Origin of the sequence: Thioclava sp. FR2, assembly GCF_051200875.1 — a bacterium.
In the GTDB taxonomy this organism is placed as follows: domain Bacteria; phylum Pseudomonadota; class Alphaproteobacteria; order Rhodobacterales; family Rhodobacteraceae; genus Pseudotabrizicola.
In genome coordinates this window covers 3,775,071-3,793,922 of the sequence record NZ_CP195191.1, presented here as the reverse complement: position 1 = coordinate 3,793,922, position 18,852 = coordinate 3,775,071, and the positions used below count along the sequence as shown (strand labels likewise).

Annotated in this window: 17 protein-coding genes; 13 read left to right on the top strand and 4 right to left on the bottom strand. The window is 59.1% G+C overall.

Annotated elements, in window-relative coordinates:
- From pcaG to ACSBLW_RS18310, 13 genes are all read left to right on the top strand, one after another.
- Complete coding sequence (gene pcaG, locus ACSBLW_RS18370; protein ID WP_435258046.1) at positions 1-612, top strand: protocatechuate 3,4-dioxygenase subunit alpha; 612 nt, start codon at positions 1-3, stop codon at positions 610-612.
- A gap of 3 nt (positions 613-615) precedes the next feature.
- Entirely contained in the window at positions 616-1,467 is an 852-nt protein-coding gene (locus tag ACSBLW_RS18365) for a 3-keto-5-aminohexanoate cleavage protein (RefSeq protein WP_435258045.1), read from the top strand.
- A 79-nt stretch (positions 1,468-1,546) separates the two neighbouring features.
- Positions 1,547-2,863 (top strand): class-II fumarase/aspartase family protein, encoded by a 1,317-nt coding sequence (locus tag ACSBLW_RS18360; RefSeq protein WP_435258044.1) that lies wholly within the window; start codon positions 1,547-1,549, stop codon positions 2,861-2,863.
- Positions 2,864-2,990: 127 nt separating this feature from the next.
- On the top strand, positions 2,991-4,160 hold the full coding sequence (pobA, locus tag ACSBLW_RS18355) for a 4-hydroxybenzoate 3-monooxygenase (protein ID WP_435258043.1): 1,170 nt from the start codon (positions 2,991-2,993) through the stop codon (positions 4,158-4,160).
- A gap of 135 nt (positions 4,161-4,295) precedes the next feature.
- Entirely contained in the window at positions 4,296-4,796 is a 501-nt protein-coding gene (locus ACSBLW_RS18350) for a hypothetical protein (protein WP_435258042.1), read from the top strand.
- A gap of 225 nt (positions 4,797-5,021) precedes the next feature.
- Positions 5,022-6,188: a LysR family transcriptional regulator gene (locus tag ACSBLW_RS18345; protein ID WP_435258041.1), complete on the top strand. Its 1,167-nt coding sequence runs from the start codon at positions 5,022-5,024 to the stop codon at positions 6,186-6,188.
- Between the two features lie 108 nt (positions 6,189-6,296).
- Complete coding sequence (locus tag ACSBLW_RS18340; RefSeq protein WP_435258040.1) at positions 6,297-7,034, top strand: GntR family transcriptional regulator; 738 nt, start codon at positions 6,297-6,299, stop codon at positions 7,032-7,034.
- Between the two features lie 109 nt (positions 7,035-7,143).
- Complete coding sequence (gene ligM, locus ACSBLW_RS18335; RefSeq protein ID WP_435258039.1) at positions 7,144-8,550, top strand: vanillate/3-O-methylgallate O-demethylase; 1,407 nt, start codon at positions 7,144-7,146, stop codon at positions 8,548-8,550.
- Between the two features lie 129 nt (positions 8,551-8,679).
- Positions 8,680-9,654, top strand: coding sequence for a TRAP transporter substrate-binding protein (locus tag ACSBLW_RS18330; RefSeq protein WP_435258038.1), 975 nt, complete (start codon positions 8,680-8,682; stop codon positions 9,652-9,654).
- Positions 9,655-10,170: a TRAP transporter small permease gene (locus ACSBLW_RS18325; RefSeq protein WP_435258037.1), complete on the top strand. Its 516-nt coding sequence runs from the start codon at positions 9,655-9,657 to the stop codon at positions 10,168-10,170.
- The gene (locus ACSBLW_RS18320; protein ID WP_435258036.1) at positions 10,167-11,480 is read left to right on the top strand and encodes a TRAP transporter large permease; all 1,314 of its coding nucleotides are present in this window, start codon (positions 10,167-10,169) and stop codon (positions 11,478-11,480) included. The genes ACSBLW_RS18325 and ACSBLW_RS18320 overlap by 4 nt, the downstream gene beginning before the upstream one ends.
- 118 nt (positions 11,481-11,598) lie before the next feature.
- The gene (locus ACSBLW_RS18315; RefSeq protein WP_435258035.1) at positions 11,599-12,888 is read left to right on the top strand and encodes a PQQ-dependent sugar dehydrogenase; all 1,290 of its coding nucleotides are present in this window, start codon (positions 11,599-11,601) and stop codon (positions 12,886-12,888) included.
- 241 nt (positions 12,889-13,129) lie between these two features.
- The gene (locus ACSBLW_RS18310; protein WP_435258034.1) at positions 13,130-14,197 is read left to right on the top strand and encodes a YeeE/YedE family protein; all 1,068 of its coding nucleotides are present in this window, start codon (positions 13,130-13,132) and stop codon (positions 14,195-14,197) included.
- A gap of 110 nt (positions 14,198-14,307) precedes the next feature.
- Here the strand turns inward: ACSBLW_RS18310 and ACSBLW_RS18305 are convergent, their stop codons facing one another.
- From ACSBLW_RS18305 to ACSBLW_RS18290, 4 genes are all read right to left on the bottom strand, one after another.
- On the bottom strand, positions 14,308-15,267 hold the full coding sequence (locus tag ACSBLW_RS18305) for a Hint domain-containing protein (RefSeq protein WP_435258033.1): 960 nt from the start codon (positions 15,265-15,267) through the stop codon (positions 14,308-14,310).
- A gap of 383 nt (positions 15,268-15,650) precedes the next feature.
- Positions 15,651-16,592: an MBL fold metallo-hydrolase gene (locus tag ACSBLW_RS18300; protein ID WP_435258032.1), complete on the bottom strand. Its 942-nt coding sequence runs from the start codon at positions 16,590-16,592 to the stop codon at positions 15,651-15,653.
- Complete coding sequence (locus ACSBLW_RS18295; RefSeq protein WP_435260156.1) at positions 16,592-17,503, bottom strand: MBL fold metallo-hydrolase; 912 nt, start codon at positions 17,501-17,503, stop codon at positions 16,592-16,594. The genes ACSBLW_RS18300 and ACSBLW_RS18295 overlap by 1 nt, the downstream gene beginning before the upstream one ends.
- A 56-nt stretch (positions 17,504-17,559) precedes the next feature.
- A complete protein-coding gene (locus ACSBLW_RS18290) occupies positions 17,560-18,822 on the bottom strand; it encodes an FCSD flavin-binding domain-containing protein (RefSeq protein ID WP_435258031.1) in 1,263 nt (420 codons plus the stop codon).
- Positions 18,823-18,852: the final 30 nt, after the last annotated feature.

Genomic DNA, 18,852 nt, shown 5'->3' with positions numbered 1-18,852 from the left:
ATGCCGCAATCGCTGAATTATCTGAAAGAATCCGCTTCGCAAACGGCTGGGCCTTATGTCCATATCGGGCTTGCCCCCGGTGCGGCCGGCTTTGACATCTACCGTCAGGAACTGGGCCGCGATCTGGCTGGCCCCGATGCCCCCGGCGAACGTATCCGGATCGAAGGCATCGTCTACGATGGCACCGGCGCCCCGGTCAAAGACGTGCTGATCGAGGCATGGCAGGCCGATGCCAACGGCATATATCCGCATCCCGAAGACCCGCGCTTTGATCAGGTCGCCAAGGGTTTTCGCGGTTGGGGCCGGATCATCACCGATTTCGACACCGGTCTGTGGAGCCTTGAGACCATCAAGCCCGGCTGCGTCATGGGCCGCAATGGCCGCATTATGGCGCCGCATATCTCGCTCTGGCTCGTCTCCCGCGGCATCAATATCGGCTTAAACACCCGCCTCTATTTCGAAGACGAAGACAACAGCGCCGATCCGGTGATGAACCTGATCGAGCAGGTCGACCGCCGCGCCACGCTTCTGGCCCGCAAGACCGGCCCCGGCAGCTATCGTTTCGACATCCGCCTGCAAGGCGATGGCGAGACCGTCTTCATGGATGTGTAAGCGATGACCGAAACGACCGCTATGGGCCCCTGCATCATCTGCGTGGCCATCACCGGATCCTTGCCCACCAAGGAAAACAATCCAGCCGTGCCGATCACCATCGCGGAACAGGTGGAAAGCACGCAAGAGGCCTTTGAGGCTGGCGCAACCATCGCGCATTGCCATGTGCGCGACGATGAGGGCAAGCCGACCAGCGACCCCGAGCGTTTTGCGCGGCTGAAAGAAGGCTTGGAAAAGCATTGCCCCGGCATGATCGTCCAGCTTTCCACCGGCGGGCGCTCTGGTGCCGGTCAGGTGCGTGGCGGGATGCTGCCCTTGCGTCCCGACATGGCCTCACTTTCTGTCGGGTCGAACAACTTCCCCACCCGCGTTTATGAAAACCCGCCGGATCTGGTCGATTGGCTGGCGTCGGAAATGGTCAAATATGGGGTAAAGCCGGAAATCGAGGCCTTCGACCTCAGCCATATCCTGAAAGCCCATCAGATGTGGAAAGCGGGCCAGATCACCGACCGCCCCTATGTGCAGTTCGTCATGGGCGTGAAAAACGCGATGCCCGCCGACCGCGATGTGTTTGACTACTACATCCGCACCGTGAAACGGCTTTTCGGTGACGATGCCGCCTGGTGCGCCGCCGGGATTGGCCCCAACCAATACGTCCTGAACGAATGGGCTGTGTCTTCCGGCGGTCATGCCCGCACCGGGCTCGAGGATAACGTCCGCATCGACCGCAACACCCTTGCGCCCTCGAACGCGGCCCTTGTCAAACGCGTGACCGATCTTTGCGACCGCTACAACCGCCCAGTGGCCGATTGGAAAACCGCCCGCAGCATTCTGGGGCTCGCCCACCCTGCCTGACGCCCCCGGCAAAGACCGTTGACGCAGGGCCGGAAATTGTCGATTCCGGCCCCGTTCTTCGCCCAGAAAAGGAAATCCCATGCCCGCAGCCGCTGCCGACAGCGCCATCTTCCGCCAGCTTCTGGGCGATGACGACTGCGCCCGCCTGCTCAGCGACGCCTCCACCTTGCGCGCCATGCTTCTGGTCGAAGGCGCCCTCGCCCGTGTTCAGGGCGAACTCGGCGTGATCCCGGCCGAAGCCGCCGCCTTCATCGACTGCGCCAGCCGCGAGGTCCAGATCGACCCCGCCGCCCTAGCCACTGAGACCGCAAAGAACGGCGTCCCGATCCCCGCACTTCTGGCCGCCTTCCGCAAAGCCGCCGAGGCGCCCGAGCCGATGCAATACCTGCATTGGGGCGCCACCAGCCAAGACATCATGGACACGGCCCAAGCCCTGCTTCTGCGCCGTCTCTTCGACATCTGGGAGGCTAGGCTGGCCACCACCCTCACCGCCCTCCGCCACCTGGCCCGAACCCATGCCGACCTGCCCATGGCCGCCCGCACCTATGGCCAGATCGCAACCCCCACCAGCTTTGGCGCCATCGCCGCCGGCTGGGGCCGCCCCCTGCAAGACCGCCGCGCCGCGCTCGCCTCACTCCGCCCGCAGCTCCAGCGCGTCTCGCTTTCCGGGGCCGCTGGCACCCTTTCAGCCATGGGCGACCAAGGCCCCGCCATCCGCGCCGCCTTGGCAAAGGCGCTTGGCCTGTCTGACCCCGGCCATTCCTGGCATTCCGACCGCACAGGCATCATTGACCTTGCCGGTTGGGCCGCCAGCCTTGCCGCAAACCTTGGCAAGATGGGCGAAGACCTGCTTCTTCTCACCCAATCCGGCTTGGGCGAGGTCTCTCTTGGCCAAGGCGGCGCGTCCTCCACCATGCCGCAAAAGCAAAACCCCGTCGCGCCCTCGGCCATGGTCGCGCTGTCGCGCCATGTCATCGGCCTTGCCGCCATGTTGCAGGGCGCAGGGCTTCACCGCCAGCAACGCGACGGCGCGGCATGGTTCACCGAATGGCTGACCCTTCCACAACTCTGCCACTCGCTCAGCCGCCTGATCCAGCTTGCCGCCGATTGCGCCGAAAAACTCACGCCAAATCCCGAAGCCATGGCGCAGCAACTGAACACAGATCACGGCGTCATCCATGCCGAGGCGCTCAGCTTCGCGCTTTCCACCCGCCTCCCGCGCCCAGAGGCGCAAGCCGTGGTCAAAGAACTCTGTGCCGAGGCAAAAGCAAAAGGGCTTGCCCTGCACAACCTTGCCCAAATCCGCTTTCCTGATCTGAACTGGCAAACAGAGGTCGCAGCCGCAGGGCTTGGCCAAGCCCCGGCAGAGGCGCGCGCTTTTGCCGACGGGCTTTGACCGCCCTGTCGGCACTGTAAAACTTATACCGTTTCTCGGTGTTCTTATAGGCTGGCAGATAGCCGCAATCGGCCTTCCACCCTAGCCTATCGCCCAGCCGAGAAGGGGCAAACCGGGGGGAACAGTGTTGAAAACAGACGTTGCCATTATCGGCGGAGGTCCGGCCGGACTTCTTTTGTCGCAACTCCTGATGCGGGCCGGAATTTCAACCGTCATCCTTGAACGACAATCACGTGACCATGTGCTTTCGCGCATCCGGGCGGGCGTTCTGGAATGGGGCACCGTCGAACTTCTCAACCGTGCCGGCGTGGGCGACAGAATGGCCCGCGAAGGCATCCTGCACAGCGGATGCGCGCTTTCCTCTGACGACGACCTGCTTCACATCGACTTTCAGGAAACCTGCGGCAAGCGCGTGATGGTCTATGGCCAGACCGAGGTCACCCGTGACCTTTATCAGGCGCAGGACGCAGCCGGGGCCACCATCTTGCACGGCGTCGAAGAGGTCGCCTTGCACGACCTGCTGTCCGACACACCCTCTGTCACCTTCCGCCACAATGACGAAACCAAGCGGATTGATTGCCGCTACATCGCCGGATGCGATGGCTTTCATGGTATCAGCCGCACCACGATCCCCGTCGAAAAACGCCGTGCCTTTGAAAAGATTTATCCCTTTGGCTGGCTTGGCGTTCTTTCGCGGACGCCACCCGTGCATCAGGAACTGATTTACGCAAACCATGAACGCGGCTTCGCGCTTGCCTCCATGCGAAACCCCATGTTGTCGCGCTATTACGTTCAGGTTCCCCTGACAGATCGTGTCGAAGACTGGTCGGACGAGGCCTTTTGGCAGGAACTCAAACGCCGCCTGCCCGGCACTGTCTCAGACAGCTTGGTGACCGGCCCCAGCATCGAAAAAAGCATCGCGCCCCTCCGCAGTTTTGTCAGCGAACCAATGCAATATGGCGCCCTGTTCCTGTGCGGGGATGCCACGCACATCGTCCCGCCGACCGGGGCAAAGGGGCTGAACCTTGCCGCCTCGGACGTTCATTATCTGTCGCAAGCCCTGATCGCCCACTACCGCGACAACCGCGATGATCTTTTGGCAGGCTATGGCCAAACGGCCTTGGCGCGGGTGTGGCAGGCCATGCGGTTTTCATGGTCGATGACCATGATGACCCATCGTTTTCCAGATCAAACCGGCTATGACCGCCGGATGCAGCAGGTCGAACTTTCGCAACTGCGCCACAATCCAACTGCTCGCAGGCTGTTTTCGGAAAATTACACTGGCCTGCCGTTCTAATCCGCAGGGGCCAGCCCGTTATCACCGGCTTACTCGGCATCGGCATGGCGTGTTTCATGAAGGGAATTTCAATTCCCTCCATTTCTCCAAAAGGCCAGCGTCATGCCCATCCCCAATTTGAAACTTGGCAATAAAATGATTCATCTTCTTGCAAGGGCCCATGCAACCGCCCTTGCGTCTCTGGCTGTCACGACTTTGGCTTTTCCTGTCTATGCGCAGGACTTGAGCGACCTGCCGCCTGCTCTGGAGGACAAGTTCGCTGCTGCTGAAAAGACCTGCGCGGAATTTGAGAACGGGACGTTCTCGGTTGCCTTGGGGGCGGTTCAGCGCACCGATCTGGACGGCGATCTGCAACCAGATTGGGCCTTCGACGAAGCGGGGTTTGGTTGCTCTTCTGCGGCGGCTCTGTTCTGCGGTTCTGGCGGGTGCCTGTCGCATTTTCTGGTTGGGGATAGCCTGTCCAGCATTCTTAATCAGGGTTGGGACATGACGCAGATTGGCCCCTTCCGCGTGTTGCTGGTCGACGTGCACGGCTCGCAATGCGGTGGCATCAATCCAACGCCCTGTATTGCGGCCAGTGTCTGGGACGCATCCGAAAAACAATGGCACAGTGCCGCCGCCGAATGGGAGAAATGATCCCTGGGCTGGGAAGACTCGGGCATAGGGTTTTGCGCGTTCCGGCGGGGACATCTTAATTTTTCGTAAATTCGCGCAACTAACCCGTTGAATTATTTGATTCAAAAAAACGTCCCCGTCGGGGACGCCCATAAGGTGTGGCTATCCTCCCACCAAGAAAGCGTTGGATTTGCCCTTTCCGCCCCTCTATCGTGGCCCGGCTTGCCCGATCTTGGACGGACCAAAATGAACTTCAGCTTGCGCCACTTGCGCGTGATCCGGGAAATCGGGGCAACCGGTTCCGCCTCCCGCGCCGCCGTCCAGACCCACCTGACCCAACCCGCCGTCACCCAAGCCCTCGCCAAGCTGGAAAGAGAGCTTGAAACCACCCTGTTCGAAAGACGCCCGCAGGGCCTGTTTCCCACCGACGAAGGCCGGATGTTGATCGAACGGATCGACAGAGCCTTCCAGCTTCTCGACCCAGCCCTGGCCGAACTTGCCCCCCGCCTTGTCCTGACCGTCACGGTCTCGCAATTGCAAGCCCTGATCGCCGTGGTCGAAACTGAAAGCTTCTCCGAAGCCGCCCGCAGATTGGGCCTGTCTCAACCCACCGTCCATCGCGCCATCGGACAAATGGAACAAGAATTCGGCCGCCGGATGTTTGAACGTACGGCCCGCGGTGTGATCGCCTCAAAGCCGGTCCAAAGGCTGGCGCGGATCGCCCGTCTCAGCTTTGCCGAACTTGATCAGGCCTGGGCCGATCTGGCCGAGACGAAGGGACGCGAAGTCGGCCGCATCGTCATCGGAGGCCTGCCCCTCTCGCGGTCATGCCTCCTTGGCCCCGCGATTGCCCGGTTCCGAACCCTACGACCTTTGATCAGAATAAAGATCGTCGATGGCACCTTTACGGATCTTGCTCTTGGCCTGCGCCGCGGCGAGATCGACTTTATCATCGGCGCCCTGCGCCCCGCCGAAACAGTCCCTGATCTAGATCAGGAAGTTTTGCTGAACGACCAGATGACCGTGGTCTGCCGACCTGACCATCCACTGACATCAAGGGCCTCTATCTCTCTGCGCGAAATGTCATCCCTACCTTGGGTTGTCGCCCCCGATGGCGCACCGGGCCGCGCGACATTTGAAACGCTTTTCGAAAACGGCTCCCGCCCCGAAAGCCTGGTTGAAACGGGGTCATTGATCCTGATGCGGGAACTCTTGCGCCAATCAGATCATCTGGGCTTTGCCTCGGCCCTTCAAGTCGCCCCGGAATTGGCCAGCGCCAGCTTGGCTCTCCTGCCGTTACACCTGAACGATGCCCCCCGTCCCATTGGCATCCTGATGCGGCAAGGTTGGGTGCCCACGCGCGTGCAATCAGAAATGCTTGCCGCCGTCAGGGAAGTCGCAGCGAATACCTGATCTCGACCTATCGGCGTCGACGAAATTCCACTCAATGTATACATTTCCAATCAGCCTGCTAAACTGGTCCGGTTCGTTCATGTATGCAAACTCAGGACCGCATCTCCGATGTCTCAAACATCCACAGCCTCAACGCATGCCCAACGCGCCCTTTTCTCTTTGCGCCAGCGCATCCTGAGTGGCGCAATTCAAGGCGGGACAAGGCTGTTTGAAGTCGCCCTCGCTGAAGAGCTGCAGATTTCCAGAACACCTGTTCGCGCAGCCCTATCCCAACTCGCCGAAGAGGGCCTTCTTGAGCGCGGACAAAGCGGCGGCTTTACGGTTCGGAGTTTTGCCCTGGCCGAAGTGGTGGATACAATTGAACTGCGCGGCGTGCTTGAAGGGACCGCCGCAAGATTTGCGGCCGAGCGTGGTGCCGACCCGGACCTGTTAACGAAGATTGAGTTTCTGCTGGCCGATCTGGATGCATGTGTCTTTGTAAAGACTGAAGAAATTGATATTTCGCGCTACGCTATGCTGAACACTCAGTTTCACGTACTGCTGTCACGCCTGTGCGGCAGCGCCGTCTTGCAACGCGAAATTGAGCGCGTCACGCGGCTTCCATTCGCCTCTCCGTCAGCCTTTCTTGCGGACGACTTAAAGATAGATCGGTTTCGCAGAACCTTGATCCCAGCGCAGGAACAGCACCGATCTATTGTCGAAGCGATTCGAGCAAGAGAAGGCGCTCGCGCCGAATCGATTGCCCGCGAACATGCGCGCGCCGCACGCCGAAACGTGGAATTCCTATTTGCCGCCGACCCAAAGCAGCGGATTGGCGTATCAAGCCTTGCCCTGATTGCTTCCTAGCCAAACCTGTATACATTTATCTTCGTTTTTATGCGGAGGACTTTACTTTTCCCTTGCCAGATACATTTAATCGACGCGTAAATGTATACATTCATCAAGGGAGGAACTGATGTCCACAAACAGCCTTTCGGCCAGCTTGGCCAAGGCCGGCAATCCGGTCACCATGCTTCGCAACTCAAAGATCGGGATGTATGTCTATCCGGTCGTCGCCCCGGAATTTCAGAATTGGCGCAACGAGCAAGCCGCATGGAGGGAGTCTGCGGTTCTGTTCGATCAATCACACCACATGGATGAGGTGATCGTCGAAGGCCCGCAAGCAACCGAATTTCTGTCACATCATGGAATCAACAGCTTTGCCAATTTCGACCTGAACCGAGCAAAGCACTATGTGCCAGTCACCCCTGCGGGCCATGTCATCGGCGACCACATCATTTTCCGCGAACGTGAAGACAAGTACATTCTGGTCGGGCGCGCGCCGACGTCGAATTGGCTTTTGTTCTGCGCTGCTTGGGGCAAGTGGAATGTCCGCATTCGTCACGACCCGCGCAGCCCAAGCCGCCCCGAAGGCGAACGCGTTCTGCGCGAACATTATCGCTATCAGATCCAAGGCCCCGACGCGCCGAAGATTTTCGAGAAAATGAATGGCGGGCCTATCCCCGACATCAAATTCTTCCATGTCGACTGGATCAATGTCGGGTCGAAAAAGGTGCAGGCTCTGCGGCATGGCATGTCAGGCGCACCAGGACTTGAAATCTGGGGTCCGTACAAGGACAAAGACTACATCCACTCGACCATCCTTCAGGCGGCACGCGATGCCGGTGTGAATCTGGTCCAGTGCGGAAGCCGGGCCTACTCGACCAACACGTTGGAATCGGGCTGGATTCCGTCTCCTCTCCCCGGCATCTACACCGGCGGCGGAATGCTTCAGGATTACCGCGACTGGCTGGGTGCTGACAGTTACGAAGCAGGTGGCGCGATCGGCGGCAGCTTTGTTTCGGACAATATCGAAGACTATTATGTCAACCCGTTCGAACTTGGTTACGACTTCTACATCGGCTGGAAGAAGCCTGATTTTATCGGCAAGGAAGCCTTGGCTGCGATGAAGGGCAGCCCGAAGAACCGCAAGAAGGTGACCTTTGAATGGAACCGCGAGGATGTACTTAAAGTCATCGCCTCGGCCTTTGAAGACGGAACACCCTACAAGTGGATCGACTTCCCACAGCCGAACTACGCGTCCTCCAGCGCGGATATGGTGCTTCGAGACGGAAAAATGGTCGGCATGAGCATGTTCAACGGCTACTCTTGGAACGAACGCTGCGTTCTGTCGTTGGGTGTCGTTTCCCAAGATGTTCAGGAAGGTGACGTGCTGACCCTGAAATGGGGTGAGCCGGAGACCACTGGAAAAACCTCGACAGAACCGCACAAACAGGCTGAAATCCGTGTGCGGGTGGCGCCAACCCCTTATGCCCGCGAAGCGCGTGAAAATTATGCCGACAGCTGGAGAACAAGAAAGTAGGTATAGTCTCTACTTATAGTCTACCCTGCGAATGTGATAAGACTCGGGGGGGGGGGTTATGCATATCCTCCCCCCAAGCTGAAAACAGCCGGTAGAAAACCGGCGTGATTTGAATGGGAGGAGACCATGATGATCCGTACTTTACTTGCAAGCGCAGCAATTGCCGTCGGAACCTTTGGGGCCGCCAAGGCAGAAGAGCTGAAGTTTGCGAATTTCACCCCGCCGTTCCACACCATCAACGCATCGGTCATTGAAAAGCTGAATGCCGATCTTTCCGCGGCCACCGGCGGCGCTTTGACCGTCAAGGGATACCACGGCGGGGAGCTTGGAGCAGGCCCGGCAGAACAGTACGTTCGCGTCGTGCAAGGCGTGGCCGATATCGCTTGGGGTCTTCCGGGATATACGTCGTCCCAATTCCCCAAAACCATGATCGTGGAACTTCCGAATGCCATTCCGCTGGATGTGCCGGGATATGAGGCGATCTGGCGCTCGATCGACGACATTTCGGCCGAATTCCCCGGCACCAAACCTCTGGCGATTTGGACCTCGGAGCCCAACATTTTCATCATGAAGGACCGCGAGATCCGTTCACCGGCTGATCTGGCAGGCCTGAAAATCCGCGTTGCCGGAACCACGATGGCAGAAGTTGCCGAAGCCTTGGGGGCGACCCCCGTTCAGATGCCGATCAACCAAGTCTACAATGCCCTTCAAACCGGCCTGATCGACGGTGTGATCACGGGTGCATCGACCTTGTCGGACTTCAAACTGGACGAAGTGGCCAATAGCTACACCCTTGGTGCCAATATCGGTCGCGGGTCTTTCTACACGGTCATGACCGCAGCCAAATATGATGCGCTGCCCGACGACCAGAAGGCCGCCATTGACGCCGTTGCTGGTGCACCTTTGTCGAAATCGGCCGAGGATGCGTGGAACGCAACAGCGAATGCTGCCTTGGAAGCTGCGCGCGCAGCTGGTGACAACACGGTGATCGACCTCAGCGCGGAAGAAGCGCAGGCCTTTGCCGATGCGGTGGCAAGCGTCACCGACAAATATGTCGCTGGCGTGGGTGGCGAAGCAACGCTTGCCAAGATGCAGGGCAAGTAAGTGGTTTCGACCCTTCGGAAATGGATGGACAGGCTGATTGGCCTGTCCGCTTTTATTGGGGCGATTGCGCTTTTCATCGAGATCTGCGTGATCATGACTGATGTGGTCGGACGCGCCGCCAAAGCCCCGCTTTACGGAAGCCAAGACTTGATCACGATGGTCATGGTGCTTTTGGTATTCGGCGGCATGGCGATCTGTGACCGCCAAGGCGGCCACATCACGGTCGACATCCTTGAGCGCCAGTTCCCAACTTGGTTCAATCGGACCATCGACATCTTCACTGCGCTGCTTGGTGGGGTGATCTTTCTGTTCATCGCTTGGGCCGTTTACGACAGCGCAAAGCTAAGCGTGATGCTGAACATCAAGACAAACCTGCTGCTTTTGCCGAAGGCGTGGTTCCAATGGGCGCTGGCCCTAATCTCGGCCTTTACCGGTCTTGCCATGTTGTTGCGGGCCGTGGAACTGGCGGTCTATCGCCGTGACATCCGCATCAATTCCACGGAGACGGACCTTTGACCCCAACAAGCTACGGATTGATCGGCATAGCCGTTCTTCTGGTCATGCTCTTCCTGCGCATTCCCGTTGCTTTTTGCATGTTCCTTGTCGGTTTCATCGGCATCTGGGCCCTGAACGGTTGGAATGCAGCGATGGGGCTTTTGTCTTCGGAAAGCTTCACACTCGCGTCGAACCCCGAACTCGTTGTGATCCCGCTTTTCATTCTTATGGGCAATATCGCCACGGAAAGCGGTCTTTCGCGCAAGCTGTACGAGGCCGCCTATGCCTGGATCGGCCATTGGCGCGGCGGCCTTGCCTCTGCAACTGTCATTGGCTCGGGCGGGTTTGCGGCACTTTCGGGGTCTTCTGTTGCCTCTGCCCTGACCATGGGCCGGGTTTCACTGGGCGAAATGGAGCGGTTCAACTATTCCCCGCGCTTGTCTTGCGGCTCTGTAGCTGCGGGCGGAACGTTGGGCATTCTGATCCCGCCCTCAACAGGTTTTGTCCTTTACGCCATCCTGACCCAGCAATCCATCGGCCGCCTGTTCCTGGCCGGTGTGCTGCCGGGGTTGCTGCTGATGGCTCTTTTTATCTCGACGATCCTCATTCTCACCACGCTCAACCCGGCACTTGGGCCGAAGGGTCCTGTTTCGACGTGGAAGGAGCGTTGGGTTGCAACCTTTGGCGCCTTGCCGCTGATCGTGCTTGTTACACTGACGATCGGAGGCATCTATGGCGGTTTCTTTTCGGTGACCGAGGCCGCGGCCGTCGGGGCGTTTCTGTCAATCCTCTACGGCCTCTTCACCCGCCATCTGACCCTAGACGCCTTCCTTCGCGCGTTGAAAGACAGCGTCGCGACCACCGCTGTTGTCATGCTGATACTCATTGCGGCCCATCTTTTGGGACCGTTTCTGGCGTTAAGTGACATTCCCGGACTTGTCGGGCGTATGCTGACAGCACTGCCCGTCGGCCCCTATGGTGTGCTGTTGATGATCCTTGTGACCTTCCTGATCCTTGGATGCTTCATGGAAGGGTTCGCGATGCTGGTGCTAACCATGCCGATTTTCTTTCCGGTCATCACCTCCCTCGGCTTTGACCCGATCTGGTTTGGCGTCCTTGTCGTGATCATGCTGGAAACAGGTCTGATCACCCCGCCTGTTGGGATCAACGTGTTCATCGTCAAGTCGGTTGCACCACATGTCGAACTCTCAGAGATCTTCCGGGGTGTCTGGCCGTTCCTCTTGTCGATGCTTGCCCTTGTTGGGCTGTTGATCCTCTTCCCCCAGATAGCTTTGCTTTTGCCCAATACGATGATGGGCGCTGCACAATAGCATCGTCGCAGCTGCCAGCCATGACCCGGCCAGACAACACTTGGAAAAGCGACGAAAGCACTGGTATCTCCAGAGGATTAGCCGCTACCTTGCGACCTGATTGGATAGGAGACCGCAGATGGAGTTGATCGCCAAAGTTACGGCCTTGGTTGGTGGTGCAATCGCGCTGACGCGCCGGATCGGGGCGCCGACGCATCAGGCCGTCGGCCAGACGCCGCAGATCCCCGAAGCAAAAAAACAAGGCATCATGACCCTGAAGATGCCCGCTGCCGAGGGATGGAAGGACGGTCATCTGCCGACTTGCGCGCCTGGGCTTAAGGTGAATGCATTCGCCACGGGTCTGGACCATCCTCGCTGGATCGAAGTCTTGCCAAACGGCGACGTTTTGGTGGCCGAATCGAAAGAGCAAGCTGGCCCGCCAAAGACCTTCATGGACCACGCAGCCCAAGCCACGATGCGCCGGGTTAAGGCGATTGGGGTCAGCGCCAACCGGGTCAGCCTGTGGCGCGATGAGAATGGCGATGGCACCGCCGAAACCCGCAAGGTTTTTGTCGAAAATCAGAACCAGCCCTTCGGCATGGCACTGGTGGGCCGCAAATTCTATCTGGGTAATACCGATGGCATCGTTGAGTTCGACTATGACGCGGATACAGGCACTTTGGGCGGAACCGGTACACGTCTGGTCGAGTTCAAGCCGCACGGGCACTGGACACGCAGCCTGATCGTATCTCCCGACCAGACCAAAATCTACGCGGGGGTCGGCTCGCTTTCCAATATTGGCGATCACGGGATGGAGGCCGAAGAAGGCCGTGCGGCAATCTGGGAACTGGACCTGACGACAGGCAAGGCCCGCATCTTTGCCTCTGGACTTCGCAACGCGGTCGGCATGGCATGGGAGCCGACAACTGGCGTTCTCTGGACCGTCGTGAACGAACGGGATGGTTTGGGCGATGAAACACCACCAGACTATCTGACTTCGGTCCAGGATGGCGGGTTCTACGGCTGGCCCTATTGCTATTGGGGACGCACGGTCGATGACCGCGTCCCACAGGACGAAGCGCTTGTCGCGCGCGCCATTCAGCCGGACTACGCTTTGGGGGGCCATACGGCGTCTCTGGGTCTGTGCTGGATGCCCAAAGGCACTCTGCCGGGCTTTGGCGATGGCATGGTCATTGGTCAGCACGGGTCATGGAACCGTTCGAAGCTCAGCGGCTACAAGCTGATCTTTGTTCCGTTCGAAAATGGCAAGCCAAGCGGGGCACCGAGGGATATTCTGACCGGATTTCTGTCAGAAGATGAAAAGCTTGCATATGGGCGCCCGGTTGGCGTCACGATTGGCCCCGACAAGAAGTCGCTGCTGATGGCCGATGATGTCGGTGACATCATCTGGCGCGTTAGCGGGGCTTGAAACGCACAGCCTTCGGAATATCCCGTATGGGCCTGAATTTCCGAAGGCTCTTTTCAACATGACTTTGGTTCGGCTTTTCAGCGTCCTCTTCCTTGGGCTTATGCCCAAGAAGCGGTCTGACACGCCGGGAAGGCAAGGTTGTCTCTGATCAATCGCATTCTCTTAATCATATACGTCTGACGCAGATCAAAGCGTATCGAGCAGCGCTGCCTATTATGGCCCGACCCACAGGAGCGCGCCCATGGACCTGACTTTCGTTCTCGACTTCATCGACGAAGCCCCGCTGGCGGCCTTGTTTGGACTGATGACCGGTGCCGTCTTTGGTGTTTCAGCCCAGCGGTCTTCGTTTTGCCTGCGGGCTGCGGCCGTGGAATTCGCGCGCGGCAGGATGGGGCCCAAGGTTGCTGTGTGGCTTTTGACCTTCTCGACGGCCGTGATCTGGGTGCAGGGCGCGCAACTGCTTGGATTGTTTCGGGCCAGCGATGCGCGGATGATGGCTGTTGCCGGTTCATGGTCTGGTGCTGTGATCGGAGGGCTGATGTTTGGCGCGGGGATGGTGATGGCCCGCGGCTGTTCCGGGCGGCTTTTGGTACTGGCCGCGACCGGGAACCTGCGATCTGTCGTGTCGGGTCTGATCTTCGCCGTGACCGCCCAGATGGCGCTACATGGATGGCTTTCTCCGGCCCGCCAATATCTTGCCGGCCTGTGGGTCACGCCGGGGGGGCAGAACGTCAATCTGATCTCGGCCTTGTCGCTGCCGGATGAGGCTGGCATCTCGGTCGGCATCGTCTTTGCGGCGATGGCGCTGTGGCTCTCGGCACGGCATCAGATAGGGTGGCGCAAACTGGTCTTTGCCTCGGGCGTGGGATTTGCGGTTGCTTTGGGATGGGTCACGACCTTCGCGCTTTCTCAGGTTGCCTTCGATCCGGTCAGCGTCACCTCGGCGACCTTCTCGGGTCCGTCGGCCAGCACGCTGATGTTCTTTCTGACCGAAAACCCAGTGCTTGATTTCGATATTGGTCTGGTGCCGGGGGTGTTCCTTGGGGCCTTCCTTGCCTCGGTCTTTGCCCGCGAGTTTCAGTTTCAGGGGTTCGAGGGAGAGAGCCAGATGCGGCGGTCAATGGCTGGCGCGGTCTTGATGGGCTTTGGGGCGATGCTGGCGGGGGGCTGCGCGATCGGGGCCGGGGTCACCGGCGGGTCGATCTTTGTCGCCACGGCTTGGCTAGCCCTGTTCTGCATGTGGCTAGGGGCAGCGATCACCGATTTCCTGTTGGATCAGGGCGGTTTCCGGCAGGCCCGCATGGCCTGAATCCGGGATCGCAAAAGCGTCCCCGTCGGGGACGCTTTTTTGATCTTTTGAAATCAATGGGTTATCGTTTCGTTTTTACGGAAGTTTAACTTATTGGGTCAAATGAGCCCTTAGGCCACCCGCTTTTGCGCCAGAAACGCCATCGCCTCTGCCGTAACATCCGCGCCGAAATCAGCAATTCCGAACCGCGCAGCGATATCGGCAGGCAGTTGGCGGCGGGAGGAGATGCGGGGCAAAGGCATTTCGGTGATGACGGGCTCATCGCCGTAAAGGGCGGCATATTCGGCATAGTTGTCGAACGTCTTGCGGTCGATATAGTCGATGAAGCTTTCCGCCGGGGCGCCATTGGCGAGGATCACGTCGTGGTGCTCGGTTTCGATATGGTAGGCGGTGAACGTCTCCGACATTTCCGACAGCATGACGCGGCGGATGGTGGTGCCGTTGACCAGTGCGCCAGCGTTTACAAGCAGATCGTCGATGATCATGCCATGATCGGCAGTGACGTAAAGATCGGCCTTCGGCAGGCCAGACCCAAGCGCGCCTTTGGCAATGCAGATCGGCGCGCGGTCAGCGGCCAGAGGCAAGTTGATGATATTATTGCGGAAAGTCTGGCGGCCGACCCATTTCACCGGGATCGCGCTGCCATCAGCGGTCAGGATCAGATCGCCGATTTTCAGATCTTCGACCTTGCGTTCGCCCGATAGCGTGGCAATCGCGGTGCCCGTCAGGAAGCAATTGGCGACAACGGCATTGTCGCCGGTGTTCTGGAAGGTCCATTGGTTGGGATCGGTGAAAGACGAGATGTCATCGAAAGATGAGTCGTATGGAATATAGAAATCCCCTGGAACGAGGTTATCTACAAAAACCGCGTAGGTGTTGCCGTTTATGACAACCGTGTATCCGGAATAGGGGAGAGTCGAATCATAGAAATAGTCTGTGGAATCGATATTTCCATCGGTGTTTGCGTCGTAAACAGTGGACGAAAATGACGCGTGTCCAACAGAAAGAATGGGCCCGGTTACACTCCCGGCAGAATAAACAAGAAAGTCAGTTATCGTAAAATCTGCCATTTAGGTGCTCCATTGATCTGTAAACGTCATCCGCATGCTATGTAAGATGCGCGACTTGGGCCAGCAGGAAAATATGCGGTTTCGCTTGGCCTTGCAGGGGACAAAGGGACGTAAGGCGATCTCTTTCGATATCTCTGAAACGGTGTGTCGAGGGCCATCCGCCCGGGGGACCGATGTGAGTGCCCCCGAAAATCAGGCTGACAGTCGTTCCGAGAAAACGCCCGCGCGTAACCCGTCACCCCCCCGAAAACGGCGCAATCCGATTGAAGATGTCGAATGGTTGACCTGCGCGGCCGGAGGCCAGAGGGTATGAGTGAGCGCTTAGAGCTTCAGCGCGACGCCCCCAGATCCGCGGTATGTTTGGCAAAGCACTCCGGTTCTCTCTATTCAAACTCCATTTCCGCAAAAACCACGCCGGCGTTCTTGGTGGCCAGTTCCTCAAACGTATCCAGATGCGCCCATTGCGACTGATCGACGTAATAGGCCCCAGCGAGGTCCCCGTCCTCTTCGATATGCGCGCCGATTTTTTCGCGCAGGTCGGCGACGTAATCGCGGGTATAGCGGGTGACTTGGGCAAGGTTGGTGGGGTGGCCGTGGCCGGGGATGACATAGGTCGGGTTCAGCGGCATAAGCGCATTGTCCCAAGTGTCGATCCAGCAAGAGGTGCAGGTGCCCTCGAAGATCGGGGGCATGCGTTCGTGAAAGGCGATGTCGCCCGTGATCATGATGGACCATTGCGGGATCCAGACCTGCGTGTCGCCGGGGCTGTGAGCAGGGCCAAGGTGCAGAACTTCGACCGTGACTCCGCCCATTTCGATGATCTTCTTGTCGGTGAAGGTTTCCGTGGGCGTGACCAGATCGGTGCCTTCGGCGTTTTCGCGGGCATAGGCGCGCAGGGCGATCAGCGCTGCGTCGCCGTCATGGGCGAATTCGGCTGCGGCCTCCTCGTGCGCGAGGATCGGCACGTTTTGGGCTGCCCAATAGCTGTTGCCCAGCATGGAATGGCCCTGCCCGTTTTCGTTGATGACCAGTTTGACGGGTTGGTCGGTGACGGCGCGGATTTCGGCGTGCAGCGCCTCGGCCAGTTTCCAGCTTGCCCCGCCATTGATGACGATGACGCCATCTTCGGTCACGATAAAGGAGAGGTTGTTGTTATGGCCTGCATTTTCATAGGTCGGTGGCGCGGTGGCCCCGATGGCGGAAAACACATGCGGGATCACCTCGACCGGTTTCGAGTAAAGCACCGATTGCGGGTATTGGTCGGGGATGTCTTCCGAGGCGAAGGCGGGGCCGGCGATCAGCGCGGCAAGGATAAGGGCGCGCATCACGATTCCACGAAGATATAGCCGCTGTCGGATTTTTCGGCGCGACCGATGCCGCCGCCGGGAAGGTGGTAGCCAATGAGCGCCATCTTTTCATTGGCCAGACGGTCAAGGAGTTTGCCCCGCGTGGCCGCCGCCATCTCTTTGTCCTGATCGGAACCCGAGGCCCAATCGGGGCGCTCGAAGGCGACGTGATGGTTGCCGAGGGCATCGCCCACGACCATTGCGGCCTCACTTCCCTGCCGCAGTTCAAAGGCCATGTGACCGGGCGTGTGGCCAGCGGTCAGATGGGCTGCGACGCCGGGCAGCACCTCTTCGCCGTCAGCGATAAATTTGACCTGTTCGGCAATCGCCTGAAGCCTGCGGGCGGCACCAACGGCAAAGGTCGTGCGCGCCTCGCCGATGGTGTTCACGGTTTCCGGGTCCATCCAGTAATCGAACTCGGCCTGACCGATCATGTATTCGGCATTGGGGAACATCGGCTCGTCGAATTCATCCAGAAGACCCCAGATGTGATCGGGGTGGGCATGGGTGAAAAGGACGTGGGTGACGTCATCGACCGTCAGGCCAAGGGCGTCAAAGGCCTCCATTAACTTGCCCGCCGAGGGTTGGAAATCGGGACCTGCGCCCACGTCGAAGAGGACGGTGTTGATGCCGTCGCGCAGAAGGGTGACGTTGCAGGGCGGGGTCAACTGGTCAGTCGGCAGGCCGTATTTCGTGACGATGGCCTGCATCTCATCCTGCGGCATACCGCCAAGGATAAAGTCGCCGGGCAGGGTCAGGTTGCCATCCGACAGCGTGTCGATCTGCATGTTGCCAAGGGTTGCACTGGCCCCGGCCCAAAGTCGACGCGGTGCGAAAGGCAGCGCAAGGGTTGCGGCAGAAGCGGTCAGGAAATGGCGGCGGGTCAGCATGAACTTGGCCTTCTTGTTGGGAAGGGCGGGCACCGAACGCGCCCGCCAAAGTTTGGTTAGCCGAAGATGTCGGCGGTGATGCCTTGGTACCAGCCGATGGATTCTTCGTAAGTGGCTTTGCGAAGCGCCGCGTCTTCGCCGGTGGCGGAAACAAAGCTTTCGACCGAGGCGATTTTTTCGGGCGTCGGTTCATAGCTGGCCCCGACCTTTACACCGTCGTCAGGGGCGAGGAGAGACCAGCAGGTGTTGGAGTATTTGGCCGGAAACACCTTTGATCCCGTCAATTCACCACGAATGGCCATGGCGGCGACCTTGGCCTGACTGTTGGCTGAAAAACCGGATTTCGGCATGTCGCCCTGAGCCGAGGCGTCACCCAGAACGAAGATATTTTCATCGACCTTGGATTTCATCGCATCGGCCGTGACCGGGGCCCAGCCCTTGTCGTCGGTGACGCCTGCAAGCTGCGCGATCTGCCCCGCCATCTGGCCGGGGATGACGTTGCAGCAATCGACCTTGGTCACTTCGCCATCGACGACGATTTCCATTGCTGCAGGGCGCACTTCGACCTTGTCGCCGCCGAAATCGGGACCGATGCGTTCGACCATGGTGCCGTAATGCTTGGTCCAGCTTTCCTCGAAGAGCGCCTGTTTCGAGAATTTCTCTTTTGGGTCCACCAGAAGGATTTTCGCCGTGGGGTTCTTTTGGCTGAGCACATGGGCCACCATGCTGATGCGTTCATAGGGGCCGGGCGGGCAGCGATAGGGGTTTGGCGGGGCAATCATCGCAAAGGTGCCGCCTTCGGGCAGCGCCTCGACTTGCGCCTTCAGAAGCTGGGTCTGCGGTCCGGCCTTGTAGGCGTGCGGCATGATCTCTTGATCGGCCAAGGACCAGCCGGGGACAGAGCCTTCTACAAAGTCGATGCCGGGGGAAAGGATCAGGCGGTCATAGGGCAAAACCGTGCCGCCTGCCAAAGTGACGGTGCGCGCGGCGCGGTCAACGCCGGTGGCCATGTCGGTCACCACGTTGATCCCCATGTCAGAGAGTTTGGAATAGCCGTGCTGAAGGCTTTCAAAGTCGCGGAAGCCGCCGAGGTAGAGGTTCGAGAAGAAGCAGGTGGTGTAGATCGGATTCATCTCGACGAGTGTCACGTCGATCGCACCCTTGCTGTCCTTGGCGATGTAGCGGGCCGCAGTCGCGCCCCCTGCCCCGCCGCCAATCACCACGACGCGTGGCTTGCCTTGTCCCCAAACCACGGGGCTGTGCAAAAGCAAGCCAGTGGCCACACCGCTTCCGAGGAATGTCCGTCTGTTCAATGTCATTGTCAGTCCTCCCATTACTGATGAAACTTG